General features: G+C 72.4%; 30 protein-coding genes. 14 read left to right on the top strand and 16 right to left on the bottom strand.

Annotated features, from left to right (window positions below):
- Nucleotides 1–36 precede the first annotated feature (36 nt).
- The 4 genes from MTO99_RS18120 to MTO99_RS18135 all read right to left on the bottom strand — a co-directional run bounded on the left by MTO99_RS18120 (nt 37) and on the right by MTO99_RS18135 (nt 3,840).
- The gene (locus MTO99_RS18120) at nt 37–708 is read right to left on the bottom strand and encodes a response regulator (RefSeq protein ID WP_243555576.1); all 672 of its coding nucleotides are present in this window, start codon (nt 706–708) and stop codon (nt 37–39) included.
- Entirely contained in the window at nt 705–2,027 is a 1,323-nt protein-coding gene (locus MTO99_RS18125; protein ID WP_243555577.1) for a sensor histidine kinase, read from the bottom strand. The genes MTO99_RS18120 and MTO99_RS18125 overlap by 4 nt, the downstream gene beginning before the upstream one ends.
- Before the next feature lie 68 nt (nt 2,028–2,095).
- Nucleotides 2,096–2,920 carry an ABC transporter permease subunit gene (locus MTO99_RS18130; protein WP_243555578.1) on the bottom strand — a complete coding sequence of 275 codons (825 nt, stop codon included), beginning with the start codon at nt 2,918–2,920 and terminating at the stop codon, nt 2,096–2,098.
- Nucleotides 2,917–3,840: an ABC transporter ATP-binding protein gene (locus MTO99_RS18135; RefSeq protein WP_243555579.1), complete on the bottom strand. Its 924-nt coding sequence runs from the start codon at nt 3,838–3,840 to the stop codon at nt 2,917–2,919. The genes MTO99_RS18130 and MTO99_RS18135 overlap by 4 nt, the downstream gene beginning before the upstream one ends.
- 262 nt (nt 3,841–4,102) lie before the next feature.
- On the opposite strand from MTO99_RS18135, the gene MTO99_RS19225 reads away from it, so the two are divergent.
- From MTO99_RS19225 to MTO99_RS18150, 4 genes are read left to right on the top strand one after another with little or no spacing between them, the layout of a single operon-like run.
- The gene (locus MTO99_RS19225; RefSeq protein ID WP_354002497.1) at nt 4,103–4,462 is read left to right on the top strand and encodes an alpha/beta fold hydrolase; all 360 of its coding nucleotides are present in this window, start codon (nt 4,103–4,105) and stop codon (nt 4,460–4,462) included.
- Nucleotides 4,459–4,719 carry an alpha/beta fold hydrolase gene (locus MTO99_RS19230; protein ID WP_354002498.1) on the top strand — a complete coding sequence of 87 codons (261 nt, stop codon included), beginning with the start codon at nt 4,459–4,461 and terminating at the stop codon, nt 4,717–4,719. The genes MTO99_RS19225 and MTO99_RS19230 overlap by 4 nt, the downstream gene beginning before the upstream one ends.
- Complete coding sequence (locus MTO99_RS18145; RefSeq protein WP_243555580.1) at nt 4,719–5,183, top strand: RidA family protein; 465 nt, start codon at nt 4,719–4,721, stop codon at nt 5,181–5,183. Before MTO99_RS19230 ends, MTO99_RS18145 begins: the two co-directional genes overlap by 1 nt.
- A 28-nt stretch (nt 5,184–5,211) precedes the next feature.
- Nucleotides 5,212–5,931 carry an alpha/beta fold hydrolase gene (locus MTO99_RS18150; RefSeq protein WP_243555581.1) on the top strand — a complete coding sequence of 240 codons (720 nt, stop codon included), beginning with the start codon at nt 5,212–5,214 and terminating at the stop codon, nt 5,929–5,931.
- 79 nt (nt 5,932–6,010) lie between these two features.
- Here MTO99_RS18150 and MTO99_RS18155 read toward each other — a convergent pair whose 3' ends face one another.
- The 4 genes from MTO99_RS18155 to MTO99_RS18170 all read right to left on the bottom strand — a co-directional run bounded on the left by MTO99_RS18155 (nt 6,011) and on the right by MTO99_RS18170 (nt 8,809).
- Nucleotides 6,011–6,670 (bottom strand): TetR/AcrR family transcriptional regulator, encoded by a 660-nt coding sequence (locus MTO99_RS18155; protein WP_243555582.1) that lies wholly within the window; start codon nt 6,668–6,670, stop codon nt 6,011–6,013.
- A gap of 51 nt (nt 6,671–6,721) precedes the next feature.
- Nucleotides 6,722–7,129, bottom strand: a complete 408-nt coding sequence (locus MTO99_RS18160) for a VOC family protein (protein ID WP_243555583.1) — start codon at nt 7,127–7,129, stop codon at nt 6,722–6,724.
- A gap of 59 nt (nt 7,130–7,188) precedes the next feature.
- A complete protein-coding gene (locus tag MTO99_RS18165) occupies nt 7,189–7,713 on the bottom strand; it encodes a hypothetical protein (protein ID WP_243555584.1) in 525 nt (174 codons plus the stop codon).
- Between the two features lie 118 nt (nt 7,714–7,831).
- Complete coding sequence (locus MTO99_RS18170) at nt 7,832–8,809, bottom strand: LacI family DNA-binding transcriptional regulator (RefSeq protein ID WP_243555585.1); 978 nt, start codon at nt 8,807–8,809, stop codon at nt 7,832–7,834.
- A 73-nt stretch (nt 8,810–8,882) separates the two neighbouring features.
- Between MTO99_RS18170 and MTO99_RS18175 the strand changes: the two genes are divergently transcribed.
- The 4 genes from MTO99_RS18175 to MTO99_RS18190 all read left to right on the top strand — a co-directional run bounded on the left by MTO99_RS18175 (nt 8,883) and on the right by MTO99_RS18190 (nt 12,553).
- Nucleotides 8,883–9,848, top strand: coding sequence for a zinc-binding dehydrogenase (locus tag MTO99_RS18175; RefSeq protein WP_243555586.1), 966 nt, complete (start codon nt 8,883–8,885; stop codon nt 9,846–9,848).
- 60 nt (nt 9,849–9,908) lie between these two features.
- Nucleotides 9,909–10,403 carry a nucleoside deaminase gene (locus MTO99_RS18180; RefSeq protein WP_243555587.1) on the top strand — a complete coding sequence of 165 codons (495 nt, stop codon included), beginning with the start codon at nt 9,909–9,911 and terminating at the stop codon, nt 10,401–10,403.
- A gap of 32 nt (nt 10,404–10,435) precedes the next feature.
- Nucleotides 10,436–10,906 carry a MarR family winged helix-turn-helix transcriptional regulator gene (locus tag MTO99_RS18185; RefSeq protein WP_243555588.1) on the top strand — a complete coding sequence of 157 codons (471 nt, stop codon included), beginning with the start codon at nt 10,436–10,438 and terminating at the stop codon, nt 10,904–10,906.
- 186 nt (nt 10,907–11,092) lie between these two features.
- A complete protein-coding gene (locus MTO99_RS18190) occupies nt 11,093–12,553 on the top strand; it encodes an MATE family efflux transporter (RefSeq protein ID WP_243555589.1) in 1,461 nt (486 codons plus the stop codon).
- Between the two features lie 182 nt (nt 12,554–12,735).
- Here MTO99_RS18190 and MTO99_RS18195 read toward each other — a convergent pair whose 3' ends face one another.
- Nucleotides 12,736–13,809 (bottom strand): DUF2207 family protein, encoded by a 1,074-nt coding sequence (locus tag MTO99_RS18195; protein WP_243555590.1) that lies wholly within the window; start codon nt 13,807–13,809, stop codon nt 12,736–12,738.
- 270 nt (nt 13,810–14,079) lie between these two features.
- Here MTO99_RS18195 and MTO99_RS18200 point away from each other — a divergent pair, with 270 nt between their 5' ends.
- Complete coding sequence (locus tag MTO99_RS18200; protein ID WP_243555591.1) at nt 14,080–15,180, top strand: fatty acid desaturase family protein; 1,101 nt, start codon at nt 14,080–14,082, stop codon at nt 15,178–15,180.
- Between the two features lie 12 nt (nt 15,181–15,192).
- Here MTO99_RS18200 and MTO99_RS18205 read toward each other — a convergent pair whose 3' ends face one another.
- The 3 genes from MTO99_RS18205 to MTO99_RS18215 form a co-directional block, all read right to left on the bottom strand.
- Complete coding sequence (locus tag MTO99_RS18205) at nt 15,193–16,149, bottom strand: CPBP family intramembrane glutamic endopeptidase (RefSeq protein ID WP_243555592.1); 957 nt, start codon at nt 16,147–16,149, stop codon at nt 15,193–15,195.
- Nucleotides 16,150–16,275: 126 nt separating this feature from the next.
- The gene (locus tag MTO99_RS18210; RefSeq protein WP_243555593.1) at nt 16,276–16,959 is read right to left on the bottom strand and encodes a response regulator; all 684 of its coding nucleotides are present in this window, start codon (nt 16,957–16,959) and stop codon (nt 16,276–16,278) included.
- The gene (locus MTO99_RS18215) at nt 16,956–18,074 is read right to left on the bottom strand and encodes a sensor histidine kinase (RefSeq protein ID WP_243555594.1); all 1,119 of its coding nucleotides are present in this window, start codon (nt 18,072–18,074) and stop codon (nt 16,956–16,958) included. The genes MTO99_RS18210 and MTO99_RS18215 overlap by 4 nt, the downstream gene beginning before the upstream one ends.
- Nucleotides 18,075–18,154: 80 nt before the next feature.
- Here MTO99_RS18215 and MTO99_RS18220 point away from each other — a divergent pair, with 80 nt between their 5' ends.
- The 3 genes from MTO99_RS18220 to MTO99_RS18230 all read left to right on the top strand — a co-directional run bounded on the left by MTO99_RS18220 (nt 18,155) and on the right by MTO99_RS18230 (nt 22,149).
- Nucleotides 18,155–19,612, top strand: a complete 1,458-nt coding sequence (locus MTO99_RS18220; protein ID WP_243559185.1) for an EamA family transporter — start codon at nt 18,155–18,157, stop codon at nt 19,610–19,612.
- Between the two features lie 175 nt (nt 19,613–19,787).
- Entirely contained in the window at nt 19,788–21,266 is a 1,479-nt protein-coding gene (locus tag MTO99_RS18225) for an MFS transporter (protein WP_243555595.1), read from the top strand.
- Between the two features lie 163 nt (nt 21,267–21,429).
- Nucleotides 21,430–22,149 carry an SDR family NAD(P)-dependent oxidoreductase gene (locus MTO99_RS18230; RefSeq protein WP_243555596.1) on the top strand — a complete coding sequence of 240 codons (720 nt, stop codon included), beginning with the start codon at nt 21,430–21,432 and terminating at the stop codon, nt 22,147–22,149.
- Nucleotides 22,150–22,230: 81 nt separating this feature from the next.
- Here the strand turns inward: MTO99_RS18230 and MTO99_RS18235 are convergent, their stop codons facing one another.
- The gene (locus tag MTO99_RS18235) at nt 22,231–22,659 is read right to left on the bottom strand and encodes a MarR family winged helix-turn-helix transcriptional regulator (protein ID WP_243555597.1); all 429 of its coding nucleotides are present in this window, start codon (nt 22,657–22,659) and stop codon (nt 22,231–22,233) included.
- A gap of 37 nt (nt 22,660–22,696) precedes the next feature.
- Between MTO99_RS18235 and MTO99_RS18240 the strand changes: the two genes are divergently transcribed.
- Nucleotides 22,697–23,281 (top strand): isochorismatase family protein, encoded by a 585-nt coding sequence (locus MTO99_RS18240; RefSeq protein WP_243555598.1) that lies wholly within the window; start codon nt 22,697–22,699, stop codon nt 23,279–23,281.
- On the opposite strand, the gene MTO99_RS18245 is transcribed toward MTO99_RS18240, so the two are convergent.
- On the bottom strand, nt 23,268–24,029 hold the full coding sequence (locus tag MTO99_RS18245; RefSeq protein ID WP_243555599.1) for a sulfite exporter TauE/SafE family protein: 762 nt from the start codon (nt 24,027–24,029) through the stop codon (nt 23,268–23,270). The two genes, MTO99_RS18240 and MTO99_RS18245, sit on opposite strands and share 14 nt — an antisense overlap.
- 120 nt (nt 24,030–24,149) lie before the next feature.
- On the opposite strand from MTO99_RS18245, the gene MTO99_RS18250 reads away from it, so the two are divergent.
- A complete protein-coding gene (locus tag MTO99_RS18250) occupies nt 24,150–24,962 on the top strand; it encodes an SDR family NAD(P)-dependent oxidoreductase (RefSeq protein ID WP_243555600.1) in 813 nt (270 codons plus the stop codon).
- Between the two features lie 181 nt (nt 24,963–25,143).
- Here MTO99_RS18250 and MTO99_RS18255 read toward each other — a convergent pair whose 3' ends face one another.
- Nucleotides 25,144–25,917 (bottom strand): PspA/IM30 family protein, encoded by a 774-nt coding sequence (locus tag MTO99_RS18255; RefSeq protein ID WP_243555601.1) that lies wholly within the window; start codon nt 25,915–25,917, stop codon nt 25,144–25,146.
- Nucleotides 25,914–26,549 carry a hypothetical protein gene (locus tag MTO99_RS18260; RefSeq protein WP_243555602.1) on the bottom strand — a complete coding sequence of 212 codons (636 nt, stop codon included), beginning with the start codon at nt 26,547–26,549 and terminating at the stop codon, nt 25,914–25,916. The genes MTO99_RS18255 and MTO99_RS18260 overlap by 4 nt, the downstream gene beginning before the upstream one ends.
- Nucleotides 26,550–26,632 lie beyond the last annotated feature (83 nt).

The raw sequence follows: 26,632 nt of genomic DNA on the forward strand, positions 1-26,632 counted from the left end.
GCAGGGACGGCACCGGCGTCCGCGCCCGAGCACGCGTCAGGTGCCGGCGACGCCCGTCTCGTAGGCGAGCACGACGGCCTGCACGCGGTCGCGCAGCCCGAGCTTGCCGAGCACCCTCGCGACGTGCGTCTTCACGGTCGCCTCCGAGAGCACGAAGTGCTGCGCGATCTCGGCGTTGCTGAGGCCCTTGCCGAGCGCGGCGAAGATCTCGGACTCGCGCTGCGTGAGTGCGGCGAGGCGGTCATCGGCGTGCGCGGCCGCGCTCGCGTCGGGCAGCCGTTCCGCGAACAGTTCCAGCATCCGCCGCGTCACACGGGGCGCGATCGCCGCATCGCCCGCCGCGACCGCGCGCACGGCTCCGATGAGCTCGGCCGGCTTCGCATCCTTCAGCAGGAACCCGCTCGCTCCCGACCGCAACGCCGCGAACGCGTACTCGTCGAGATCGAAGGTGGTGAGGATGATGACGCGCGACGCCGGGGCCTCCTCGACGATTCGGCGGGTCGCTTCGATACCGGATGCCCCGGGCATCCGCACGTCCATGAGCACGACGTCGGGTCGGAGGCGCTTCGCCATCGCCACGCCGGCGGCACCGTCACCGGCCTCGCCGACCACCTCGATGTCGTCCTCGGCGTCGAGCACGATGCGGAAGCCGAGTCGCAGCATCACCTGGTCGTCGACGAGCAGCACCCTGATGGCCGCATCGGTCACGGGATCTCCTTCGGATCGAGGTCGAGACGCAGGGTGGCGTGCACGCGCCAGCCGCTGCCTTCGGGGCCGGCGGTGACGCTGCCGCCGTGCACCGCGGCACGCTCCCGCATGCCGATGATGCCGCGTCCGGTGCCGACCCCCGCGGGACGGGTGGCGCCGGCCGGCGGGCCTGCGTCGATGACGTTCACATCGAGCCAGTCGCCGCCGCCGCGCCGACGCTCGTCACGCCGGCTCACCTCGACCATGATCGCCGAGGTGTCGGGCGCGTAGCGGAGCGCGTTGGTCAGCGCCTCCTGCACGATGCGATCGGCCGCGTCGCGTGCGGGCACGGCTCCGGCCGGCACGTCGCCGCGCAGGACGAGTCGCACGGGCAGCCCCGCGGCGCGGAACCGGGCCATCAGGTCGTCGAGGCCGACGGCGCGCTCGGGGGCGAACGGAACCTCGGCGTCCGGATCGCGGAGCACGCCGAGCACCCGTCTCATGTCGTCGAGCGCCGACCGGCCGGTCTCGGTGAGGGCGTCGAGCGCGACCTCGGCCAGGGGCGGGTCGTTCGCCGCCGCGCGGACGCCCTCGGCCAGCGCCACCATGACGGTCAGCGAATGGGCGACCACGTCGTGCATCTCGCGTGCGATCCGCGCCCGTTCCGCCGCTGCCGCGAGCTGCGACTGACGTTCGCGGTCGCGGGCGAGCGCGTTGGCGCGGTCGATGAGGTTGGCGATGTGCTCGCGTCGGCTGCGAACGCCGGTGCCGATGCCGAGCGCGATCAGCTGACCGAGCACGAGCACGGTGCTGAACGGGGCGGGGGAGGTGGAGGCATCCAGCTCGACCGGGCGCGACGACCCGCCGGGAGTCTTGTCGAGGAACAGGGCCGCCGCACTGATCAGGGTGAGCGCCTGCACGCCGAGCGTCACCCAGGCGACCGAGGGCCGGCGCGAGGACGCAACGGCGTACATGGTGAACGCGGCCGCGAGTTCGAGGCTGCCCGAGTCGCCCGTGATCGCGATCGCGACGACGCCGAGCACCGTGATCGCGCCGGCGATCAGCACCGGCTCCCGACGCCGCCGAAGCAGCACGGCGAACGCGGCCAGCGCGATGCCGACCAGCACCCACCCGCTCCACTCGGGCGCTTCCGCGTGCCCGAGGGCGATGAGCACCGCGTTGACCGACGACGGGATGAGGAAGAGCGTTGCGACCACGACGTCCATGACGGCCGGATGCCGGACGAGGTAGGTGCGGATCGGATCGAGCCTGCGGGCATCGAACTCGGTGAACGGTCCGGCCGCGCTCGCCTCGGCCGGAGGGCGCCGGAACGCCCGCATCCGCGCACGCGACGGCCCCGCCGGAACCCGAACGGATTCCGGCGAGGCCGAGGCGCGGAGGTCGTCGATCAGTCGTCCCGCCGATTGAAGACCCAGAACGCGGTCACGAGCGACAGTGCCGCGTAGCCCGCGAGCACGGCGAGACCGGCCCAGGGGTCGAGCGAACTGCCGAACCCGCCGCTGCCGCCGACCGTCATGATCTGCTGACCCGCGACGCTCGGAAGATACCCGTGGATCTGCCCGAGCCAGTCGAGGCCCACGATCGCCTGCACGACCTGCACGAGGATCGGCAGCGCGAAGAACACGCCGACCACGACGCAGATGGCGCCCGCGGTGTGCGTCACGATCGCACCGATGCCCACCGAGAACAGCGTCACCAGCGTCAGGTAGAGCACCCCGCCGACGATCGCGCGGACCTGCTCGCCGTCCGCGAGGTCGATCGCGGTGCCCCCGGTCGCGAGGATCGGTTGCGAGGCGAGGAATGCGGCTCCGACCGAGACGGCGGCCAGCACCAGGGTCGTGAGCCCGGCGACGATCGTCTTGGCGGCGAGCACGGACGGGCGCCGCGGCACCGCCGAGAGCGTCGCGCGGATCGACCCGTTCGCATACTCGCCGGTCACCAGCAGCACCCCCAGCACCCCCAGGGTGAGCTGGGCGAGGGTGACGCCTGCGGTGAGGATGGTGGCCGACGGGATGGGCTGTTCGCTGGTGTCGGCGATGCCGTTGATGCCCCATGACAGGAACGTCGCGAGGCCGACCATGACGCCGAACGTCACGGCGGCGATCCACACCGTCGAGCGCACCGTGCGCAGCTTGATCCACTCCGAACGGGCGATGCCCGGGAAGGTGAGACGGATCCTGGGCTCGGCGGCGGGAACGTCGAGGGCGCTCATCGGGGAACCTCCTGTCCGTTGCGGACATGACTGCGGTACTCGACGGCGTTCTCGGTGAGGGCCATGTAGGCATCCTCCAGCGTCGAGGCGAGTGGCGTCAGTTCGGTGAGGACGATGCCGGCCCCTGCTGCAGCCGCCGCGATCGTCTCGGGCTCGATTCCGGTGACCTCGAGCGTATCGGAGGTCTCGCTCGCGATCGTGACGCCCGCGCGGGTCAGCAGGGGCATGAGTTCGGCGGCCCGAGGCGTCCGTACCCGCACCGTCGCCGTCGCGTTGCCGACGATCTCGGCGACGGAGGCGTCGGCGAGGATGCGTCCCCTGCCGATGACGATCACCTGATCGGCGGTCACGGCGACCTCGCTCATGAGGTGGCTCGAGAGGAAGACCGTGCGCCCTTCGGCCGCGTAGCGCCGGGCGAGTCGGCGAACCCAGCGCACGCCCTCCGGGTCGAGCCCGTTGACGGGCTCGTCGAGGATCAGCACCCGGGGATCGCCGAGCAGCGCGGCCGCGATGCCGAGCCGCTGCCCCATGCCGAGCGAGAATCCGCCGACGCGCTTCGCCGCGACTCGCTCGAGGCCCGTGAGCTCGATGACCTCGAGCACCCGGCGCTTCGGGATGCCGTGCGTCGCCGCGAGCGCCAGCAGGTGATGGTAGGCGGTGCGCCCGGGGTGGACCGCTTTCGCATCCAGGAGGGCGCCGACCTGCGCGAGCGGTGCCGCGCCGCCGAATCGGCGGCCGTCGATCGTCACGGTGCCCGACGTGGGCCGGGTCAGGCCGAGGATCATGCGCATCGTCGTGGACTTGCCGGCCCCGTTCGGTCCGAGGAACCCCGTGACGGCGCCTGGCCGCACGGTGAACGTGAGGTCGTCGACGGCGAGTCGATCGCCGTACCTCTTGGTGAGGCCTCGTGCCTCGATCATGGGGTGTTCCCTTCGTCTGGGTAGGTCTCAACGGTAGGAACGCGAGGCGCCGCGTGTCGGCCCCCGGCGGGGGTATCTGTGCGCGGGCCCGTACGCCTCGCGGATGAGGGCATCGCCTCATCCTTGCGAGGTACACGACTCCGGGAAGATACCTCTGCCGGGGGCCGATGGGGCATCCCGGGCGTTCATAGTGTCGAGCCGACTCGAGCAGCACCCGCACGTCACGCCGCGATCGGCGACACACCAGAATCAGGAATCGCATATGCCGTACCTCACCACGTCCGACGGAACCGAGATCTTCTACACGACGCAGGGCACCGGCCGGCCGGTGCTGTTCAGCCACGGCTGGCCGCTCAGCTCGGACGCCTGGCAGGTCGAACTGAAGCTCATCGCCGACGCCGGATACCAGGCGATCGCCCACGACCGTCGCGGCCACGGCAGGTCGTCGAAGACGTACACGGGCAACGACATGGACACCTACGCCCGCGATCTCGCGGAGCTCGTCGAGGCGCTGGACCTGCGCGACAGGACCTCGCCGAGCCGTTCTTCGGTGCGAACCGGGCGGGCGCCACGGTGTCGCAGGGCGCGAAGGACGACTTCTGGCGCCAGGGGATGCTGGTGAACCTCGCGGCCGCCTACGACTGCATCGCGGCGTTCTCGGAGACCGACTTCACCGAAGATCTCACGGCGCTGGAGGTCCCGATCCTCATCGCGCACGGCGATGACGACCAGATCGTGCCCATCGGGGCGGCCGCGCTCAGGTCGATCGAGCTCGTCCGAGACGGCACGCTGAAGGTCTACCCCGGAGCGCCGCACGGCATCCACGGTGACTTCCGAGCAGCGCTCGTCGCCGACATCCTCGACTTCATCGCCCGCTGATGGCGCAGATCGAAGCCCGCCTGGCAGAGCTGGGCATCGCGCTCCCGCATCGCTCACCGGCTCCAGCGGGCACGTATGCGCCCGCGGTCGTCTCCGGCGACCTCGTCTTCACCGCGGGCCAACTGCCGCTCGTCGACGGGAAGCTCCCCGTCTCGGGCAAGGTCGGCGCGGCGGTGTCCGCGGACGAGGCCCACGCCGCCGCGAGGATCGCGGCGCTCAACGCACTCTCGGCGATCGCGGAGGTGCTCGGAAGCTTGGATCGGGTGACCCGAATCGTCAAGGTCGTGGGGTTCGTCGCCTCCGATCCGACCTTCACCGCGCAACCCGCGGTGCTGAACGGGGCGTCCGAAGTGCTCGGCTCCGTTTTCGGCGACGCCGGCGTGCACGCACGCAGTGCGGTCGGCGTCGCCGTTCTGCCGCTCGACTCGCCCGTCGAAGTCGAGCTCATCGTCGCCTTCTCGTAAACCCGCCACCCGCTCAGGAGAACCGAACATGTCAGATGCAATCACCGTCGTCCTCGTCCACGGGGCATTCGCCGAGTCCGCCAGCTGGTCGGGGGTCATCGCCCGACTGAGCGACCGGGGCATCCCCGCCGTCGCGACCCCCAACCCGCTGCGCAGTGTCACCACCGACGCCGAGAACGTCAGGCGGGCGGTGGCGGGCATCGACGGGCCGGTGCTGCTCGTCGGCCACTCGTACGGCGGCGCCGTCATCACCGAAGCGGCCGTCGACGACCCCGCGGTCGTCGGGCTCGTCTACGTCGCCGCGTTCGCCCCCGATCACGGCGAGAACGCGCTGCAACTGACCGGGCAGTTCCCGGGCAGCACGCTCGGCGACACGATTCGGGCGTACCCTCTCGGCGACGGCACGAACGACCTGGTCGTCGACCGGGGCCTCTTCCCGGGCCAGTTCGCCGCAGACGTCGACCCCGCGGAGGCGGCGATCCAGGCACGTACGCAGCGGCCGATCCGCGACTTCGCGCTCGGCGAGCCCCAGCCGGCTGACGTGCCCGCCTGGAAGTCGCTGCCCTCGTGGTTCATCTTCGGAGACGCCGACAAGAACATCCCCGTCGAGGTGCTTCGCTTCATGGCGCAGCGCGCCGGCGGCCTCGAGATCAGGGAGGTGCCCGGGGCATCCCACTCGGTCATGGTGTCGCAGCCCGACGCGGTCGCCGCGCTCATCGGCGACGCGCTGGCGCACCTGGCCCGGTAGGGCGCGGCCGGGCATCGACGCCCCGACCGGGAACCCGGTGCGGCGATGCTCGGCGCGCCATTCGGCTCGGGTACCGCGGCTACCTCGGTGCCGGCCGTGCGCCCGGGAACGCCATCGCCTCGGCGAGCTGAGCGGGGTCGAGCGGAGGTTCGGCGAGCGGGTGGGCCGCACCGGCGCGCAGCCCGTCGAGCATGATCGCGAGGTGCCGCTTCCAGGCGGTGGGGCGCTCGGCGCGGATCGCCGCCGTCGACTGCACGATCGACCAGACCAGCAGCCCCACATCGGAGGGCGTGACATCGGCCCGTACGTCGCCCGAGGCCTGGGCGCGTGCGATCAGGGCTTCGAAGTAGCCATGGCCCTCGCGTTTCGCGCGCTCGATGGGCAGGTCGTCGTCGAGCGAGAGCACGCAGACGTCGGTGAAGCCGTGGTCGCGCGCCTGCCAGTCGGCGATCGCGACGAGGTGCGAGACGAGCGCGTTCCAGGGGTCGGGATCGTCGAGGGCGGCGCGCGCGTGCGCCACCGAGCGCTCGACCACGGGCAGGAGCGCGGCGTCGATCAGGCCGGCGCGATCGGCGAAGTGGTGATAGAGGGTGCCGACGCTGACCCCCGCGCGGCGTGCGATCGCCTCGAGCGACGCGTGGAGCCCTGACTCGGCGAACTCCCCGCGGGCGGCGGCGAGGAGCTTGTCGCGATTGCGGGCGGCGTCGCTTCTCAGCGGTCGGGTCGGTGCAGGAGGCATCCGACCATGGTTGCAGAACAACTTGAGGGATGCCTCGAATTGATCTGGGATTCAGTCGGCGGATGCCTCGCGAGGCGGGTTGTGCATGAACTCGAAGCGGATGCCGTTGTCGTCTTCGACGAAGGACGCGTAGTAGCGCTCGTTGAACCGCGGGTAGAGCTTCGGTTCGCGCACGGCCGTCCAGCCGGCATCGACCGCGATCGCGTGCAGGCGGTCGACCTCGGCGCGCGACTCGACCGGGAACGCGAGGTGCTGCCAGCCCACCCGGCCGTGCCGGTGAGGGCCGCTGCCCGACTCGCGGGCCGGGAAGAGGATGAGCTCCTCCTCGCCCTTGTACCAGGCCACCGAGCCGTCGGCATCGGCGCGCGTGCACCCGAGCGCTTGCATGACGGGATCGAACTGGGCGATCGATCGGGACAGATCTTCGACGGAGAGGCCGAGGTGATCGAAGAGCGGCATCCGGCCAGCGTAGACGGAACCCCCGAGCCGCCGGACCGCTGCGGACGCCTGAGCCGTGATCAGCCCCGGCCGGGCTGTTGGAAGTAGTACACGGAGCCGTCGTGCAGCAACTCGACCATCGCCGCCGCCCCGAGCCCCCGTTTGGCCATGCGCTTGGCCGTCTTCCGGGTCACCTCGCGGCGGTCGTGGGCGACGAGGCCGGCGAGCTCGTTCCACCGGTCGAGACCGACCCGCGTGAGCTCGTCGCGGTGGGCTCGGCGCAATCGTGCGAGCCGGCGCCCGCCCTTGTCCAGCTCCCAGTCGGCATCGCTGAACGGCTCGCCTCTGCGCGAGCGCAGGGCCTTGCGCTGCGCATCGCGGGTCTCGCGCAGCACGCGCTCCACGTCCGCGGCGTAGGCGGGCAGGAGGTTCAGCGCACGCTTCTCCTCGTCGCGCCAGCGCGCGATCGCGCGGTCGCCGCAGTCCAAGCACAGCTGCGGCGGCACGACCCCCGTGTGGAGGTACCCGCACGCGCAGTGCTCGCCCGGCAGCTCGAGCACCTCGTCGTCGTCGTCCAAGTCGTCCAAGTCGTCCAAGTCGTCCACTTCGTCCACCCTAGACAGCGGTCGGGCCGGGTGCACGTGCGGGAGCCGTGGCGGCGGACGGCGCACGGCATGCTGATCGGGTCGCCGAGCGGGCAGCCCGAAGACGTCCGTCGCACCGTCACACCGTTTCGCCGGCGATCACGCTCGAGGGCGCCTCCGTCCACTCGCCGGGATCGACGCCGAGCACCACGCGCGCGGCACGACGACCGAAGGACTCGGCGTCGATGCGCACCGTCGTCAGGGCCGGCTCCCAGAATCGGGCCCGTTCGCTCGCGTCGAATCCGATCACCGCGAGATCGCTCGGGGCGCGAAGACCGAGTTGCGACATCGTCGAGAGCACGCCGAAGGCGACGTCGTCGTCGTAGGCGACGACGGCGGTGACCGGGGTCCGTTCGGCGAGGTGGCGCACGGCTTCGAGCCGCTGCGCGCGGTCTCCGCTCGGATCGAGCCGGAGGATGCGCACGGGCGGGATGCCGAATTCGCCGGCGAACCGAGCGAGGTGCTGCAGGCGGGCTTCGGCGAAGAGGGCCGTGGGGTCGAGGGGGAGGGCGACGGCGATCTCGCGGTGCCCGTGCTCGACCAGGTGGCGCAGTTGCGTCCTGGTGTGGAAGGCGAGCCCGGCGCGGTAGCCGTCGGCGATGCCGAGCACCTCGGAATCGCCGGCCTGCTCGGAGAGGATGCTCGCGAGATCCAGTGTCGCGCGTGGCGCGATCGAGGTGACGACCTCGGGCGGCAGCGGGCCGCCGGTCGCTCCGGCGGTGACGACGAGCAGCGCGTGCTCGTGTCGCCGGAGCTCGTCGCTCATCCCGTTGATGAAGCTGTCGAGGCTGTGCCCGCCGAGCATGCCGCCGACGTTGAGCAGCACGATGCGCGACGCGCCGGCGCGAAGGGTCCGGGCGACGGCGTGCGGCACGTAGCCGAGCGACTCGGCGGCCGCGGTGACGCGCTGCTTGGTCGCCTCGGTGATCGTCTGGCCCGGGGTGTCGTTCAGCACGTAGCTGACGGTGGCCGTGGAGACCCCGGCGACGCGGGCGACGTCGCGGATCGTGGGCTTGCGGGTGCGCGCCCCGGTGTCTGGGTATCGCCTGCCATTCACGAGGGAACACTACCACTTAACCGTTTAAGTAGCTAGCGTGGAGATCGAGTATCCCAGTGCAAGGAGAGACACCATGAAGGCTTGGCAGTACCCGGGCGAGCGCGCCCCCATCCAGCTGAACGAGGTCGAGCCGCCGACCCCCGGGCCGACCCAGGTCGTCATCGACGTCAAGGCGGCGGGGCTCTGCCACTCCGACATCATGTACATGGAGGTCGGCGACGGGACGATGCCGTTCCTGCCGATGACCCAGGGACACGAGAACGCGGGAGTCATCTCGGCGATCGGGTCCGACGTCGTCGGCTTCGAGATCGGCGACGTCGTCGGCGTCAACTCGGCCGGCGTGCAACCGCCCCTCGGCATGTTCACACCCGGCGGCTTCGCCGACCAGCTCGCCGCCGACTACCGCGACCTGGCCCGCGTGCCCGCAGGGCTCGATCTCTCGCTCGCCGCCCTCGCGACCGACGCCGGCATGACGTCGTACCACGCGATGATCAAGACCGGCGGGGCGAAGGCCGGCATGAAGGTCGGCGTCATCGGATTCGGCGGCCTCGGCCAGATCGGCGCGCGTGCCGCGGTGCTCGTCGGTGCCGAGGTGCACGTCGCCGAGCTGAAGGAAGAGGTCTGGCCCGTCGCGAAGGAGGCCGGCGTGGTCTCCTGCGTGAAGGATGCCGACGAATGGGCCACGAAGGGCCTGACCGGCAACCTGCACAGCGACGAAGGCTTCGACCTCATCGTCGACTACGCCGGGTTCGACACCACGCAGAAGGCCATCAACGCGATCAAGCGCGGTGGCACCGTCGTGCAGGTCGGCCTCGGCAAGCCCACCTTCACCGTCATCACCCCGACGATCCTCGGCAAGAACCTCAAGGGCTCGCTCGGCGGCACCGTCGAAGACATCGAAGAGGTCTTCGCGCTGATGGCGCAGGGGGAGATCACCCCCGTCTACGAGGAGATCCCCTTCGAGGGCATCGGCGAGGGCCTCGAGCGACTCAAGCGCAACCAGGTCACCGGCCGTCTCGTCGCCCGCTTCGGCGACTGAGCCCGCGACGCGTGAGGCGCGCCGGGCCGCGATCACCCGAATCCACGCCATGCTGGTCGCATGGCGATCTCCGACGATGACCTCATCCACCTGCGGCGCGCGGTCGAGCTCGCACGCGAAGCCTCCGCGGCCGGCGACGGCCCGTTCGGGTCGGTGCTGGTCGACGGCGGCGGGCGGGAGCGGTTCGCCGATCGCAACCGCGAAGAGAGCACGGGGGATGCGACGAAGCATCCCGAGTTCGAGATCGCACGCTGGGCGGCGACGAACCTGACTGCCGTCGAGCGTGCGGCGGCGACGGTCTACACGTCGGGGGAGCACTGCGCGATGTGCTCGGCGGCGCATGCCTGGGTCGGTCTGGGGCGCATCGTGTACGTCGCGTCGTCGGAGCAGATCGCCGGCTGGCGGCGCGAGGTCGGCGCCGCGCCGGGGGCGGTCGCGGTGCTGCCGATCACAGCCGTCGCGCCCGGGCTCGCGGTCGACGGACCGGTCGACGAGCTGGTGCCGGAGGTGCGCGCGCTCATCGAGCGGGCGGCGCGTCCGGCGCACCTCGGTTGACAGTTAGAGTTCTAACAGTTAGAGTTCTAATCATGACCTCGAACGTGGAGCGGTTGACCTCCCTCATCTTCACGGTCGCCTTCGCAGATCGCGCGGCGGCCATGGAGTGGGTGCAGGGCAGCGGCCTCACGCTCCAGCAATCCATGGCGCTCGGCTACATCCAGGAGCACCAGGCGCGCGGCGTCATCGCCCGCGAGCTCGCCGAGGTCTCCCGTACCACGCCCGCAAGCGTCACGAGCCTGCTGCAGGGGCTCGAGACGCGCGGACTCATCGTCCGCACCCCGTCGCCCGACGACTCGCGCGTCAAGCTCGTGAGCGTCACCGACCAGGGCGCCGCCCTCATCGCCGGCTTCGACGAGGCGGTGGCCGCCGCCCGCGAACGACTGTTCTCGGTGCTCGACGACGACGAGCAGCTCGCCCTCATCGCCCTGCTCGAGCGCGTCGCGGCCCCGGTCGAACCGGTGGAGCGCGGCGGCCCGCCCGACGGGCGCTCGCCCTTCTAAGCGTCCTCGCCGGCTCGAGGTCGGCGCGCTCCTCGACCAGCGGGCCCGCGACATCCCGCGATTCCGTCGCGCCCGCGATCAGCCGCGATTCCGTCGCGCCCGCGACATCCCGCGACATCCCGCGATCCACCCCACCCAGACCCGGGCCCGCGCGCCCGAGCCGTTCACCGCAACGGAGGCTCAGCCATGTCCACGTCCAACCGACACTTCCTCGCCCAGGCGCCCATCTGGCGCTCGCTCGTGCATCTCTGCATCCCGATGATCGCCGGCTTCTCGGTCGGCGCGGTCTACAACATCATCAACGGGGCCTTCGTCGGCTCCCTCCACGAGACGCCGCTGCTGGCGGCGCTCACCTTCTCGATGCCGGTCTTCGCACTCGTCATGGCGCTCGGCGGCGTCTTCGGGGTCGGCGGCGGCACGTTCGTCACGCGGCTGCTCGGCTCGCTCGAGGACCCCGCGACGGATGCCACGGCGGCGGGCCGGCGCATCCGCCAGGTCTCCTCGTTCACGATGTGGGGCTCGATCGCCGCGGGCGTGGTCGTCGGCATCCTCGGCGTCGCGTTCGCGACGCCGATCGCCGCCGCGGTCGGTGCGAGCGGCGCCTCGCTGGCGCCGACCGCGCTGTACATCGGGGCGATGTTCGCGTTCGCGCCGGTCTACGTCGCCGTGTTCGCGCTCGAGCAGCTCGTGCGCGCCGAGGGTGCGGCCGTCGCGTCGATGACGGGACTCATCGCGTCGACGATCGCCAACCTCGTGCTCGACGTGCTGTTCATCCTCGTGCTCGGGTGGGGCGTGCTCGGCGCGGGCCTCGCGCTCGGCCTCTCCAACCTGGTCACGATCGGGTACTACGCGTGGTGGCTCACGAAGCGCTCGTCGGCGGTGTCGATCGCGCCGCGCTGGTTCCGAGCCGATCGCGAGATCGTCACCACGGTGTTCGGCGTCGGCGTCTCCGAGCTGCTGCAGTCGTCGTTCCTCATCGTCACGACGCTCGTCATGAACTGGATCGCGATCGGCTACGGCGAGGAACTGATCGCCGCGATGGGCGTGGCGCTGCGCATCTCGCAGCTGCCCGAGATGATCGTGATGGGCGTGTCGATGGGGGCGATCCCGCTGTTCGCGTACGCGTTCGGCGCGCGGAACCGGGACCGGCTCACGGCGGGCATCCGCGGTGCCGTGATCGCGATCGCGGGCTTCGTCGCGGTGTTCTCGACGATCGTGTTCCTCTTCCGCGACCAGGTGTTCGCGCTGTTCTCCGCCGACCCGACGGTGCTGGACGACGGCACGCGGATCCTCACCGCGATGCTCGTCGCGACCGCGTTCAACGGGTTCACGGGCCTCATGATCGCCGTCTTCCAGGCCACCGAGCAGATGCGGAACGCGACGATCATGTCGATCGCCCAGGGCGTCCTGTTCATCCCCGTCATCTTCGTCTTCAACGCGGTGCTCGGGCTCGACGGCGTGATCTGGGCGATGACGGCGACCGAGCTGCTCGTGTTCGCACTCGGGCTCGTGCTGTTCCTGGGTTCGCGGCGCGCCCTCAGCGCGGAGCCGTCGGCCGACGCGGTCGCCGCCGCAGCGGCGGCACTGGCGGATGAGGCGGCCGCAGGAGCGGCGCTCGCGGAGGAGGCGGCGCCGGTCGCCGGATGAGACGGATGCCCCGGAGCGCGCTCCTCGTGCGACTCAACCCGCCGCGGTCTCCCCGCGGCGGGTTGAGCATGAACTCGACGCGGGTGCCGTCGTCGTCGGCGTCGTGGCGGGTGCGGCCGAGGCGGTCGACCAGCGGCCTCCGGACATCCGGGAAGCCACCCGCCGGCGGCGTCGGTGCATGATCAGGGCGTCAGATCGCCGATGAACTCGAGCACCCCGCCGGCCGCGTCGACCACGCCGCCGCCGGCGTCGATCAGGTCGCCGACCGCGAAGCCGAGTTCGACGAGGCTGCCGACCGCGTCGACGAGCGTGAGCAGGTCGGCGGTCACCTCGAGCGCGTCGCCGAGCGCAGCGGGCGAGGTCGCGCCGAGTTCGTCGTACGCGAGCCTCAGGTGCGACATCCATTCGCGCTCGATGCCGAAGAGGATCGCGTAGGGGAGCAGCCGCTCGTGCAGCCGGAACCGGCCCACCTCGGTGCCGAGCTCGGCGCGCAGGTCGTCGGGCAGATCGAGCAGTTCGGCGCTGCGCGGCGACTGCAGCGTGCGGACGCGGTCGGCCTCGGCGACGGTCAGGTACCGGCGCAGCCCGTCGAGGTGCTCGCGCCAGGGCGCGGCCGCGGGCGTGAACCTGCGGGCACGACCGTTCGGCGTCACGACGAGGGTCGCGATCGCCGCCGCCAGCGCGGCGATCATGCACCCGGTCGTGATCGGGTCCGAGGTGCCCGCGAGGGCGATGACCGTGCCCGGAACCGTTGCGAAGAGTCCGAGCACGCCGAGCACGCGCAGCGCGCCGCGGCCCGAACTCGCGCCCGCGACGAGGCCCGCCCGGGTGAGCTCGTCGACCTCGAGATCGACGAGCGTGCGCAGGGTGCGGCCGACCGCGCGGCGGTCCTTCGAGAAGCGGCGGACGCGATGACCGGGATGCTCCCGGCCGAACAGCGCCTCGAGCAGGGCGAGTTCGCGCGCACCGAAGGATGCCCCGTCGACCAGTTCGACCGCGACGGTCGCCCGCTTGCCGCCGGAGGTGTCGGCGAGCAGGCGCACCTTGCGCCGCACGGCCAGATCGACGAGGCCGGCGGCGGCGGCCCGGCGGTCGCGCTCGGCGAGCACCGCGTCGCCGAGCAGGTGCGCGCCGCGGCGCGGGGCGTACTCGACGACGAGCGATCGGGGAAGGTGCCCGGCGCGCACGCGCGAGCCGATCGCGAACGCGACGACGACGAGGCCGATCAGCAGGCAGATGACGGAAACGGCGAGCACCCGCTCAGTCTAGGAACCGATCACCGGCTCGCGAGCGCGAGCCGCCCGGCGGCCGGCGAGGTCGATGCGGTCGAGGCCGCCGGCCGCGCCGATCCGCAGGACCGCGCTCGCACGCGATCTATGCCCGCCACGGCATACGTTCTCGCTGATTGCGGGCCGTTTCCCAGCCTCAGGCGCTAGGGTTCGAGACATCCGATCGCGCGGTCCGCCGCATGGTGTGGGCATCCGCCCTTCTCCGGCTGGGAAGTCACCGCGATCGAAGGCGAGCCCGTGACCGATTCCCCCACCGTTTCGACCGTTCGCGTGGTCAAGACCACTCCTCGCAGCCGGGGCGGCAGCGCGACCTCCGAGTACTCGGCCCTGTTGCAGACGGTGAAGAACCTCGGCCTGCTGCGCCGGCGCACCGGGTTCTACTGGGCGGTCTTCGGCGTGCTCGTCGCCTGCCTCGGCGGCGCGATCGCGGGATTCGTGCTGCTCGGCGACAGCTGGTTCCAGCTGCTCATCGCCGGCGCGCTCGGCATCCTGTTCACCCAGTTCGCGTTCCTCGCGCACGAGGCCTCGCATCGGCAGGTCTTCCAGTCGGGCCCCGCGAACGACCGCGCCGGGCGCATCCTCGCCAACGGCGTGGTCGGCATCAGCTACTCGTGGTGGATGCACAAGCACTCGCGCCACCACGCGAACCCGAACGTGATCGGCAAGGACCCCGACATCGCCAACGACGTCATCGTCTTCCAGGAGGCCGAAGCGGCGAAGGTGCCGTGGCTGCACGCGCTGATCGTGCGCAAGCAGGGCTGGTGGTTCTTCCCGCTGCTGCTGCTCGAGGGCCTCAACCTGCACGTGCACGGGCTGCGCACCGTGATGGGCCCCCGCAAGGTCGACCGCCGCTGGCAGGAGCTCACGATGATCGTGCTGCGCCTCGCGCTCTACCTCGGTGCGGTCTTCGCGTTCCTGCCGCTCGGGATGGCGTTCGCGTTCGTCGGGGTGCAGCTGGCCGTCTTCGGGCTCTACATGGGCGCATCCTTCGCTCCCAACCACAAGGGGATGCCGCAGCTCCCGCACGACAGCAAGGTCGACTTCCTGCGCCGCCAGGTGCTCACGTCGCGCAACATCCGGGGCGGGTGGGGCATGCTCGTCTTCATGGGCGGCCTGAACTACCAGGCCGAGCACCACCTGTTCCCGAACATGCCCCGACCCAACCTGCGCAAGGCCGCCGAGATCGTGCGCGAGTACTGCCAGAACCACGGCATCGTGTACACCGAGACCTCCCTGGTGGACTCGTACGCCATCGTCGTGCGCTACCTCAACCAGGTCGGCTTGTCGGCCCGCGACCCGTTCGACTGCCCGATGGTCGCGCAGTTCCGCGTGCACTAGCACGGGGCGGGTTCAGCCCTCGGACGGCTGGGTCGCCGAGGGACGGCGACCCACGAGACGTCCCCGGCGACCCACGAGACGTCCCCGGCGGTGCGCGATGACGAGCAGCACCGCGGCGGCGGCCGCGCACACCGCGATGGCGACGATGCCGGCCTCGGGGCCGAAGTCCCCGCCGGTCAGCCACGCGGGGCCGGGCGTAATCGCGGTGACGAGGGCGTCGCGCGCACCGCTGCCGGAGGTGACGGTTCCGAAGATCGCCGCGATCGTGATGTTCCACCCCAGGTGCAGGCCGATCGGCAGCCACAGCGATCCGGTGGCCACGTACGCGGCGCCGAGCAGCAGGCCGGCTTCCGTCGCGATCGCCGCGGCGCCCCAGAGCGTCGCGCCCGGGTTGAGCAGGTGCACCGCCCCGAAGAGCACGCCCGAGACCCCGAGGGCGATCCACGTCCCCCATCGCCCCTGAACCAGCCGGAAGATCACGCCGCGGAACAGCACCTCTTCGGCGACCGCGACCGCCGCCATCATGCCGACGACGGTGAGCGCGCCGGGGACCGAGCCCCACCCGACGATCCGGTAGCTGCCGACCGCCGCGAGCACGCCGATCGTCGCCGCGGCCAGGAGGAAGCCGCCGGCGAAGCCGGCCAGCACGCGACGGCTCGCGTTCGTCGGGGCGAGCTCGACGGCGGGGCGGCGTTCGATGCGCTGCACGGCGAATCGATAGAGCCACAGCATGAGGGCGGCCAGGACGGGACCGACCGCGAGCGCCGCGACCGGATGGGCGAGCGCGGAGGCGATCGAGTTGGACACGATCATCACCACGGCGAATCCGGCGACCATCGCCGCGACCCGCGGCCAGGTCCGCGAGCGGGATGCGGCCGGGTTCGGAACGCCGACGACGGCCGGGTCGCGGTCGCGCCGGGCAGGGCCGGGCGTGGATGCCGTGCGAGTGGTTTCGGGGTTCGTGCTCATGGTCGATGCTCCGTTTCTCGGGGATTCACGAGCACGCTATGGGCGGCGGCCGGGGTGCGGCATCGCGCGACCGAGGGCGATCGCGGTAGCTCTCGAGAGGGATGCCGCGGGGCGGCCGGCACCGGATCAGGCGGGGTTCGCCACGCCGAGTCGGTGGGCGAGCACGACCGCCTGGACCCGGTCGCGGAGGCCGAGCTTGGCGAGGATGCGGGACACGTACGTCTTCACCGTCTCGTGGCTGATCACGAGCGCGTGGGCGATCTCGGCGTTCGACAGGCCGTCGGAGATGAGCACGAGCACCTCCCGTTCCCGGGCGGTGAGCACGTCGAGCGCGCTGTGCTCGGCCGCGGTCGGGCGCACCCGTTCGGCGAATCGACCGATCAGCCGGCGCGTGACCGAGGGGGACAGCAGCGACTCCCCGGCGGCGATCGTGCGGATCGCCTCGACCAGTTCCGCGGGCCGCGCATCCTTCAGCAGGAACCCGCCGGCGCCGGCGCGCAGCGCGTCGAAGACGAGCGCGTCGAGGTTGAAGGTCGTCAGGATCAGGACCTTCGCCGGATCGCTCACCGCGGGACCCGCGATCCGACGGGTCGCTTCGATGCCGTCGAGGCGGGGCATCCGGATGTCCATGACCACCACGTCGGGATGCTCCTGCGCGACGAGCCGGATCGCAGCCTGGCCGTCGGCGGCCTCGCCGACGACCCGGAGGTCGGGCTGGGCGTCGATGATCGTGACCAGTCCGGTGCGCACGAGGTCCTGGTCGTCGCACACCAGCACGCGGATCGGCGCCGCGGCGGCCGGTGCGCTCACGCCGGAACCCGGGCGTGCACGACGAACCCGCCATCGACGGGCGCCGCCTCCAGCCGGCCGCCGACGAGCGCGACCCGCTCCCGCAGGCCGATCAGTCCGCGTCCGCCGCCCCGGCCCGGCCCGGGCTCGGTCGCCGATCGCGTGGTCACCGTCACATCGACCCCGTCCTCCTCGTAGCGCACGCGCACCACGGTCGCAGCGCCGCGGGCGTGCTTCATCGCGTTCGTCAGAGCCTCCTGCACCACCCGCGTCACCGCGAGTGCAGGGGCGGTCGCGAGCGGCCGGAGCGGCCCCTCCCGAAGATACTCGACCGGTTGGCCGGCGGCGCGAGCCCGCGCGATCACGTCGCCGAGGTCGGCCACCGCCGGAGCCGTGGTCGGCGCATCCTCCGCCTCGTCCAGCGCACCGAGCAGACCGCGGAGGTCGGTGAGCGCGGCACGCCCCGCCTCGCCGATCGCCGAGAGCACCGCCGTGGTGTGCTCGCGATCGTCGGCGCGGACCTGCGCGGCATCGGCTTGGATCACCATGGCGGTGACGTGATGCGTGATGACATCGTGCAGCTCTCGCGCGATGCGGCTGCGTTCGAGGTCGACGGCCCGGCGCTCCGACTCGTGGCGGCGAAGCTCCTGGGCCTGCGACCGTGCGCGCAGCCACGCCCCCGCCGCCCAGAGCGCGGCGAGCAGCATGCCGAAGACGATGTGGTCGCGGGGCGTGGTCGGCGACGCGGCCCACGTCAGCGCCACCGCCAGCAGCACGTATCCGACCGCGGCGGATGCGGCCGCGACCCACGGGCGGCGCGCCAGCGCCCCGGCCGCGACCACCGCGACGAGCAGCCCCAGCGCGGCGAACGTCGTCGGGTAGCCCAGCAGCTGGTACGCGCCGAATGCCGTGCCCACGACGGCCAGGGATGCCACAGGCCGGCGCCGCACGAACGCGACGGCCGCGCCCTGCGCCACCAGCAGCGTCCATCCCAGGGCGTCCATCGGCCGGTCGGGGAGTTCGGCCAGGTCGACCCCCTGATGCTCGACGCCGGGCACGAAGGCCAACGCGACCAGCGCCACTGCGAGCGCGACGTCCCAGTGGCGACGTACTGCTGAGAACCGGGCGGTAGACATCGTCGGCATCGACCCTATCGACCCGCGGGCGCGGAGTGACCTCCTGGCGCGCTACCTCGAATAGAGCTAGTGTCGTGAGCATGCGAAACCGCGCGACCGATCTCGGCCTCGGCGCCGTCGCGACGCTCGGCCTCGGCGCGCCGTTCGTGCTCATCTCGATCGCCCAGCAGGCCATGCCCACGGCGACGATGGCCGCGGCGCGCGTCGTGCTCGCCGCCGCGATGCTCGTCGCCGTGCTCGCGGTCGCGCGATCGCCCGCGGCGGCGGCCCGCGAGCTCGGCGGTCTGCTGCGCCGGCACCCGCTCGCCGTCACCGTGGTCGCGATCGGCTCCGCGGTCGCACCGAACCTGCTCATCGGCGCGGCCGAGCGGCACGTGCCGACCGGGACGATCGCCGTCATCCTCGCGACGACGCCGATGTGGATCGCACTCGGCGCGACCGCCGTCGGCGCATCGAAGCTCGGCTCCGGCGCGCTCGGCGCCGACCGCCTCCGTGCTCGTCAGTGGGTCGCCCTGCCGTTCGCGATCCTCGGCGTCGCGCTCGCCGCCGGCGCCGCCGCGCCGCCCGAGTCCTGGCCGTGGTGCGCGCTCGCGCTCGCCGCGTCGTTCAGCTACGCGGCCTCCGCGCTCGTGCTGCGGCGGTGGCTGCACCGCGAGTCGGCATTGCCCGTGGTGGCGGCCGAGATGCTCGTCGCGGCCGTCGTGCTCATGCCGGTCGCCGTGGTCGCGGGCGGTCAGGTGCGCTGGGATGCCGCCGCCTGGGCGGCCGTCGCGGTCGCCGGCATCGGATGCACGGGCGCGGGCTGGCTCGCGAACACCGCACTCATGCAGCGGGTGGGGGCCGCCGCCGCCTCGGTCACCTCGTACACGTCGGTCGTCGTGTCGATCGCACTCGGCGTCGTCGTGCTCGCCGAGCCGCTCACCGCACGGGTCGCAGCCGGGACGGCGCTGCTCGTGGCATCCATCGCGCTCTTCGTCTCACCCGCCCGCCGCCGGGCGGAGCCGCTCCGGAAGGATCGCATCGTGCTCGAACTCTCGATCCTCGGCTTCCTCGCCGAGTCGCCCATGCACGCCTACGAACTGCGGCGTCGCATCTCCGCGCTCACCGGACACGTCCGACCCGTCAGCGACGGGGCGCTCACACCCGCGCTGCGCCGGCTCGAACGACGCGGACTGCTCGAACGATCCGAGTCCACCGAATCCGGCGGCCCGCCGAGGATCGTCTTCGGCCTCACGGCCGCCGGCGACGACGAACTGCTGCACCGGCTTCGCGACGCCGACGGGTCGGACGTGTCCGACCGCAACCGCTGGTTCACCGTGCTCGCGTTCCTGCACCACCTCGGCGATCCGGCCGAGCAGCGAGCGGTGCTCGAGCGACGCCTCGCGTTCCTGGAGGAGCCGTCGCGCGGATTCTTCGCCGAGGGCACCCCGGGTGCGCAGGCCTCGCCGTTCCGTCGGGGCATGAACGCGATGGCACGCGACATCTGGCAGAGCGAGCACCGCTGGCTCTCGGGCGCGATCGCGGGGCTCGCGACCTGACGCGACTCCCGCTGCGTCCCGGCCGGTGACGCTCAGCGCGGAGTCAGCGAGGCGCGCGTACCATGGAGCCACCGAAGTAGAAACGCGCGATCGCTCCGACCCCGTTCCGGAGTCGCGACGCGCGAGCACACGCGGTTCGACCGATCCGCCACTTCTTCCCATGAAGGAGTGACCGATGACCGAACCATCCCGCACGCACGCCGCCGCGCACGCCGACGCGCCGCCCGCCGGCCTCCGCGAAGCCTGGATCGCCCTGACCGGCCTGTCGGCGGTCTTCCTCGTCGAGATGCTCGACAACTCGATCCTGAACGTCGCGCTGCCGACGATCGGCCGCGACCTGCACGCCTCGACGACGGCGCTGCAGTGGGCGACCGGTGCGTACGCCGTGGTCTTCGGCGGTCTGATGCTCGCGTTCGGCGCGCTCGCCGACCGGGTCGGCCGGCGCAGGATCATGCTGATCGGGCTCGTCCTGCTCGGGCTCGCGAGCCTCGGGACCGCCTTCGTCGCCACCGCCGGGCAGCTCATCGCGGTGCGGGCGGCGATGGGCGTCGCCGCCGCCATGACGACGCCCGGATCGCTGGCGCTCGCGTTCCGGCTGTTCGACGACGACACGCTGCGGGTCCGCGCCACCACGGTGATCTCCACCGTCGGCCTGGTCGGGCTCGCGATCGGCCCCACCGTCGGCGGGTTCGTGCTCGCGGTCGCCCCGTGGCAGGTGCTGCTGCTCGTCAACGTGCCGATCGCGGCGCTGGCGTTCCTCGGCATCCGCCGCGGCATCCGCGCCGATCGTCCCGAGGAGCTGCACCGCGACCCGATCGACTGGCCGGGCGCGCTGCTCGGCACCGTCGCGATCACGGCCGCGCTCGTCGCGCCGACGATCGGCATCGAACCGGATGCCACGGGGTGGCTGCCGTGGGCGACGGTCGCGCTCGCCGTGGCGGCGGCCGCCGGGTTCGTCGCGCGCGAGCGTCGGGCGAGGCATCCGCTGCTCGACCTGCGGCTGATCGCCCGCCCGCTGGTGGCGAGCGGGCTCGCGTTCAAGAGCGCCGCGGGCCTGGCGACCGCCGGGCTGAGCTTCCTCGTGACGCTGCAGCTGCAACTCGACTGGGGGTGGACCCCCGCGCAGGCCGCCCTCGGGATGCTGCCCCAAGTGATCGTGCTGCTTGCGGGAGGCGCCCTGATCAGGCCGCTCATGGCCCGCGTCGGGCTTGAGCGGGCCGCCTGGCTGAGCGCCGCGGCGGTCGTGTGCGGGCTCGCCGTCTACAGCGTGCTCGGCCGGTTCGGGTACGCCTGGGTCGCGGTCGCGCTCATGCTGGTCGCGGCCGGGATGCGCGTGGTCGGCGTGGTCGCGGGCACCAACGTGATGCGCGGCCTGCCGGCGTCGCGGACGACGATCGGCGCGGCCATGGTGGACACGGCGAGCGAGGTCGCGACCGCGGTCGGCATCGCGATCAGCGGCAGCATCCTCGCCGCGCTGTTCTCGGGATCGCTCACGGAGACGGGATGGAGCGCCGCGCAGACCGCGCAGTTCCGCACCGGCGTCACCGTGGCCGGCCTCGCGCTCACCGCGCTCGCCGGTGCGCTCGTCGCCTGGGGTGTCGCGCGGGCGCGGCGCGGAGCGCGCGAACGGGCGGCGGCGCAGCCGGCGGGGTGACCGAGCAGCTCGCCGCGGCGAGACGTGCGAGGGGCATGGGCACCTCGCGGTCGGGCTCGACGGGCTGGGCGCCGACGCGACGAGCCCATGAGCGCGGAAGAACTTGAGGGATGCCTCGATGTGATCTATCTTGAGGCAACACTCAAGTTCGGACGGAGCATCCATGCCATCGATCGCCATCTTCGGAGCCGGGCGCGCGCTCGGCCTCTCGACCGCCCGCAGGTTCGGCCGCGCCGGGTACGACCTCGATCTCGTGGGCCGCACCGACGCGACCCTGGAGCGTCTTCGCGACGCGCTGCGCGCCGACGGGCTGGATGCGAGCCTCGAGGTCGCCGACCTCGCCGAGCCCGGGCAGGTCGCCGACGTCGTCGACCGCCTCGTCCGCCGCCGCGGGGCGGTTCCCGACCTCGTGCTCTACAGCCCGGGGGACGTGAGCCGACTGCCGGTGGCAGCCCCCGACCTGACGGCGGCGACGCTGCGCAGCTGGCTGCCGCTGAACCTGCTGTCGCCCGTCGAACTCGTGCACGCCGTGCTGCCGGGCATGACCCAGCGGGGTTCGGGAACCATCGTCGTCGCCCAGGGTTCCGCGGTGCGGACGCCGGCGCCCGCGCTCGCGAGCTCGAGCGTGCCGCAGGCGGCGCTGCTCAACTACCTGGCGGCGATCGCCGTCGAGGCCGGCGAACGAGGCGTGCACATCGCGAGCCTGCAGATCGGTCAGCTGATCGAGCGCAGCGCCGCGGCCGAGCTGTTCGCCGCTGGCCGCTTCGACGACGTCGAGGCGGGGCGGCTGCCGAGCATCGACCCCGACGAACTCGCGGAGACGGTCTGGAAGATCGGTCACGCGGGCGGGCCGCTCGAGGTCGCCACGCTGCCGGCCGCCTGAGCCGCGGCAGACGACCGACCGCGCCGCGGCAGACGACCGACCGCGCCGCGGCAGACGACCGACCGCGCCGCGGCGCCGGCGTCACTCCTCCGCGAGCCGCTCCAGCAGGGGGATCGCGGCGGCGAGCGCACGGTGCTCGGCGGGGGAGAGGCGGGCCTCGATGGCCCGGGCGAGGTGGCTGGATCGTACGCTGCGCTGCTCGCGCAGCGCGGCCGACCCCGCCTCGGTGAGGCCGAGCGGCTTGCGCCGACGATCGGCGCCGGGGGGCGGGCTGAGCGGCGTGGCGAGACCGTCGTCGATCAGCCCGCCCACGAGGCGTGTCATCGACTGATGGCTCACGCGTTCGGCGGCGGCGAGTGCGGCGACCGTCTGCGGACCGTCGCGGTCGAGGCGGCCGAGCACGGCCATCTGCGACGGGGGCAGGGTCGCGGTCTCGCGTCGCGCGCGGCGCACCAGGCGGCCGACGGCCAATCGGAGGTCGGCCGCGGTCCGCCCCGCATCAGGCTCCATGCCGGAAATCCTACACCTAGGGTGTACATTTCTCAGCATGTCTGCACACCTCCCGGGCACTCGCCCCGCGCTCGTCCTGATCGACCTCCAGCGCGGCATCGCCGCACTCCCGCTCGCCCACCCGGCCGCGGACGTGCTCGCCGCGTCCGCCCGCCTGGCGCGGGTGTTCCGCGATGCGGCGGCCCCCGTCGTCCGCGTCCGCGTCGCGTTCTCGCCCGACGGCGGCGACGCCCTCACCGCCCCGGTCGACGCGCCGCCGCCCGCGGTCGCCCCCGGCCCCGACTTCGCCACCCTCTGCGACGAGATCGGCGACGGCCCGACCGACCTGCACATCACCAAGCACGGCTGGGACGCCTTCCACGGCACCGAGCTCGACCTGCAACTGCGGCGCCGCGGCATCGACACGATCGTCTACGCGGGCATCTCCACCTCGGTCGGCGTCGAGTCCACGGCGCGCCACGGTCGCGAACTCGGCTACGCGCAGGTCTTCGTGCGCGACGCGATGAGCGACCTCGTGGCGTCCGCCCACGAGCGTGCGCTGTCGGTCATCTTCCCCCGCATCGGCCGCGTGACCACGACGGAGGCGATCGTGGGTGCCGGGGCGGGCGTCAGCCCCGAATGAGCAGGTACAGCCCCGCCGCGAGCGTGAGCACGAGCACGATCCGCTCGAACCGCACCGGAGAGAGCCGGCGGGCCAGCGCCCGGCCGGCGAACGCGCCGACGAGCAACGCCGGAACCAGCACCAGGTCGAGCAGCAGCGACTGCGGCGTCATCAGGCCGAGCCCGACCGAGAACGGCACCTTGAAGGCGTTCACGAGCAGGAAGTACCACGCCGCGGTCCCGAGGATCGCCGACACCGGCAGCCGCGACGCCGTGAAGTAGAGCGTCATCACCGGGCCGGCGGCATTGGCGACCATCGTGGTGAACCCGCCGAGCGGCCCGAACAGCCACGCCAGCCGCCGGCGACCCGGCGGCGCGGCAGCGACCGCGCCGCCGGAGGCCCGCCCCCGCAGCATGAGCAGCAGACGCACCGCCACGAGCGCGACGAGGATCGCCCCGATGCCGCGCCGCACCGCCGAGTCGTCGGCGAACCGCAGCGCGACGACCCCGACCAGCACCCCGACAACGACCGGTGGGAAGAGCCGCCTGAGGATCGCCCAGTCGGCACTCGCGTGATACATCCGCACCGCGATGAGGTCTCCGACCAGCAGCAGGCCGAGCACCGCCCCGGTCGAGGCCTTCGCAGGCAGCACGGTCGCGAAGAGCGCAGCGGGAATGGTGCCGAAGGCGGGCATGCCGCTCTTCGACGCGCCGACGGCGAACGCGGCGAGGGCGAGCAGCAGCCAGCCGGTCCAGGTGAAGTCGGGCACCAGGCCATCCTGCCGCCCCTAGGCCGGCAGGCACGCGCCCCACTGCGCCCCTCGACGGCGGGGCGCCCTGCTCGCTACCGTGACAGGCAGAGTCGGTCGTGAGCGGAAGCGGGGGTTCGCATGGACATCAGGGGCAAGGTCTTCGTGGTCACGGGGGCCGGCAACGGCATCGGGCGCGAGGTCGCGCTGCAACTCCTCGCCGGCGGAGCATCCGTCGCCGGCGTCGACCTGAGCGAGGCCGGGCTCGCCGAGACGAGTCGCCGGGCCGGGGCCGGCCCGCGCTTCACGACGCACACCGCGAACATCACCGACCGGGCCGCGATCGAAGCGCTGCCGGCCGCCGTCACGGCCGAACACGGCGCGCCCGACGGCATCGTGAACGTCGCCGGGGTCATCCAGAAGTTCGTGAAGGTGATCGACCTGCCGTACGACGAGATCGAGAAGGTCATGAACGTGAACTTCTGGGGCGTCGTGCACATGGTGAAGGCGTTCCTGCCGGGGCTGGTCGAACGACCCTCGGCCGCGATCGTGAACGTGTCGAGCATGGGCGCCCTCGCGCCCGTGCCCGGGCAGGCGGTGTACGGGGCATCCAAGGCCGCGGTGATGCTGCTCACCGAAGCGCTGTACGCCGAACTGCTCGGCTCGAACGTGCAGGTCACCGCGATCTACCCGGGCGCCATCGCGACCGACATCGCCTCGAACTCGGGCGTCGCCATCGGCGGCGGGCAGACCGCGGAGGAGGCGGCCGCGTCGAGCACGCGGAAGATGACGAGCGCACCCGATGCGGGCCGGGTGATCGTCGAGGCGATCGAGAAGGGCAGGTTCCGCGCCACGATCGGGTCGGATGCCTCGATGATCGACAAGATCTCGCGCCTCAGCCCCAAACGTGCCACCGAGATGATCGCCAAGCAGATGGGCGACCTGCTCGCCTGACGCGCGGGGCGGCGCGGCGCGCGGTGCGGCCGTGCGGGGCGGCGCCCTGTGGGGCCGCTCACCGCACGGCTGCGCCAGTTCGACGCGGTCTGCGCCACTCCAGGTGGCGCAGACCGCGCCGAAGTGGCGCGCGGAGGTTGCGCGCGGAGGAATGGAACGCCCGGGCGACCCGCGCGGGGCGCTACGCCTCGGGCCGGCCGATGCCGAGCCACGCCTCGGGCTCGTCGCCGCGGCGAGCCGGCGAGGCATCCGTCGTGGTCGTGCCCGACCGCAGCGCCCGCATCCGCCGGTCGATCTCGGCGTCGGCGACGACCGCCGCGAGCTGCCGCTCGATATCGGCATCGGGCGCGGCCGTGAGGTCAGTGAGGGCGCCGTTCGCGAGCAGCTCGTCGGTCGCGGCGGCGCGGGCCTGCATCTGCTTGACGCGGTCGCGGGCCCGGTCGAGGCTCGACCCGACGTCCTGGATCGACGAACTCAGCCCCGAGACCGCCTCGTTCGCGCGGACCTGCGCCTCGGACGCCGTGTAGGTCGCCTTGATCGTCTCCTTCTCGATGCGGAAGGCGGCGACCTGATCGGTGAGGCGGCGCTCGCGTTCCTGCAGATGCGCGGTCTGCTGCACGAGCGACGCGCGCTGGCGCTGCAGCGCGCCGACCTGGCCTTCGAGCATCATGCGGCGTTCGATCGCGGCGCGGGCCAGGTCTTCGCGCCCCTGCGCCAGCGCCTCGGAGGCCTGCGCGTCGAGCCGCGCGTAGCGGGCGCCCATCTCCTGCCCCTGCAGTTCGATGCGCTTCTTCGCGGTCGCGACCTCGGCCACGGCCCGGCGAACCTGCTGAAGCAGTTTCACCTGCTGGTCGTAACTGTCATCGAGGGTGTCGCGCGGGTCTTCGAACTGGTCGAGCGCCTTCGAGGTCTTCGCGCGGAACATCGTGCGCACCCGCTGGCTGTTGCTGCTCATGGTCGGTACCCCTTGTCGGTGGCGGTCGGTCGGGAGGCGGTGTCGCGGCGGTTGAGGACTCTCAGCTCGTCGATGCCGACGTGCAGGGCCGCGACTTCGCGCTCGACATCGGAGTCGAGCGCGGCGAGGGTGTCGTCGGTCGCGCCCGACAGGCCGGATGCCACGGCCGAACGCACGTGGCGCACGAGCCGTTCGACCTGCTCGACGCGTCGGCGGGCCGTCGGCAGTTCGGACGCGAGCCGCGAGGCATCCGTCTCCGACTCCATGAGGCGCAGTTGCAGGTCGAGCACGCGGCCTTCGTCGCGGATGCGATCGAAGAGCCGCGGCAGCTCGCCGCGCGGGCCGGGGGTCTCGGGCCGCACCGTCAGCGCGATCGCCGAGGCGCCGCTGCGCAGCGTGTCGTCGAGGCGCACCCGCAGTGCGAGCACGGAGCGCTGCGGCCCGCGGCTCACGCGCGCCCGGGCGCGCAGCGCAGTGCGCTCGACCCGCGCGCTCCGGCGGATGCGGCGGAACAGCGCGCGCAGCAGCAGCACGACCGTGACGATCGACGCGATGCCGAGCAGCACGATGACGCCGAGCGCGGTCAGCACGACTTCGATGCCGGTCACGAGCCCCACCCCCGTCTGCGCCATGCCCCCGCCGGCGCGTCAAACGCGATATAACGCGTGTCGGCAAAGATACCCCCATCAGGCCGAAAGCGCACTCGCCGATCGCC

Source organism: Agromyces larvae (genome assembly GCF_022811705.1).
Classification (GTDB): domain Bacteria; phylum Actinomycetota; class Actinomycetes; order Actinomycetales; family Microbacteriaceae; genus Agromyces; species Agromyces larvae.

Excerpts from the sequence above, each read along its gene's own strand:
- MTO99_RS18215 (WP_243555594.1), bottom strand. The coding sequence starts at position 18,074 with ATGTCTACCGCCCGGTTCTCAGCAGTACGTCGCCACTGGGACGTCGCG.
- MTO99_RS18260 (WP_243555602.1), bottom strand. The coding sequence starts at position 26,549 with ATGGCGCAGACGGGGGTGGGGCTCGTGACCGGCATCGAAGTCGTGCTG.
- MTO99_RS18155 (WP_243555582.1), bottom strand. The coding sequence starts at position 6,670 with ATGCCTCCTGCACCGACCCGACCGCTGAGAAGCGACGCCGCCCGCAAT.
- MTO99_RS18185 (WP_243555588.1), top strand. The coding sequence starts at position 10,436 with ATGACCTCGAACGTGGAGCGGTTGACCTCCCTCATCTTCACGGTCGCC.
- MTO99_RS18125 (WP_243555577.1), bottom strand. The coding sequence starts at position 2,027 with ATGCGGGCGTTCCGGCGCCCTCCGGCCGAGGCGAGCGCGGCCGGACCG.
- MTO99_RS19225 (WP_354002497.1), top strand. The coding sequence starts at position 4,103 with ATGCCGTACCTCACCACGTCCGACGGAACCGAGATCTTCTACACGACG.
- MTO99_RS18205 (WP_243555592.1), bottom strand. The coding sequence starts at position 16,149 with ATGAGCACGAACCCCGAAACCACTCGCACGGCATCCACGCCCGGCCCT.
- MTO99_RS18150 (WP_243555581.1), top strand. The coding sequence starts at position 5,212 with ATGTCAGATGCAATCACCGTCGTCCTCGTCCACGGGGCATTCGCCGAG.
- MTO99_RS18135 (WP_243555579.1), bottom strand. The coding sequence starts at position 3,840 with ATGATCGAGGCACGAGGCCTCACCAAGAGGTACGGCGATCGACTCGCC.
- MTO99_RS18220 (WP_243559185.1), top strand. The coding sequence starts at position 18,155 with ATGCGAAACCGCGCGACCGATCTCGGCCTCGGCGCCGTCGCGACGCTC.
- MTO99_RS18190 (WP_243555589.1), top strand. The coding sequence starts at position 11,093 with ATGTCCACGTCCAACCGACACTTCCTCGCCCAGGCGCCCATCTGGCGC.
- MTO99_RS18175 (WP_243555586.1), top strand. The coding sequence starts at position 8,883 with ATGAAGGCTTGGCAGTACCCGGGCGAGCGCGCCCCCATCCAGCTGAAC.
- MTO99_RS18250 (WP_243555600.1), top strand. The coding sequence starts at position 24,150 with ATGGACATCAGGGGCAAGGTCTTCGTGGTCACGGGGGCCGGCAACGGC.
- MTO99_RS18240 (WP_243555598.1), top strand. The coding sequence starts at position 22,697 with ATGTCTGCACACCTCCCGGGCACTCGCCCCGCGCTCGTCCTGATCGAC.
- MTO99_RS18180 (WP_243555587.1), top strand. The coding sequence starts at position 9,909 with ATGGCGATCTCCGACGATGACCTCATCCACCTGCGGCGCGCGGTCGAG.
- MTO99_RS18235 (WP_243555597.1), bottom strand. The coding sequence starts at position 22,659 with ATGGAGCCTGATGCGGGGCGGACCGCGGCCGACCTCCGATTGGCCGTC.
- MTO99_RS18230 (WP_243555596.1), top strand. The coding sequence starts at position 21,430 with ATGCCATCGATCGCCATCTTCGGAGCCGGGCGCGCGCTCGGCCTCTCG.
- MTO99_RS18255 (WP_243555601.1), bottom strand. The coding sequence starts at position 25,917 with ATGAGCAGCAACAGCCAGCGGGTGCGCACGATGTTCCGCGCGAAGACC.
- MTO99_RS18130 (WP_243555578.1), bottom strand. The coding sequence starts at position 2,920 with ATGAGCGCCCTCGACGTTCCCGCCGCCGAGCCCAGGATCCGTCTCACC.
- MTO99_RS18225 (WP_243555595.1), top strand. The coding sequence starts at position 19,788 with ATGACCGAACCATCCCGCACGCACGCCGCCGCGCACGCCGACGCGCCG.
- MTO99_RS18160 (WP_243555583.1), bottom strand. The coding sequence starts at position 7,129 with ATGCCGCTCTTCGATCACCTCGGCCTCTCCGTCGAAGATCTGTCCCGA.
- MTO99_RS18145 (WP_243555580.1), top strand. The coding sequence starts at position 4,719 with ATGGCGCAGATCGAAGCCCGCCTGGCAGAGCTGGGCATCGCGCTCCCG.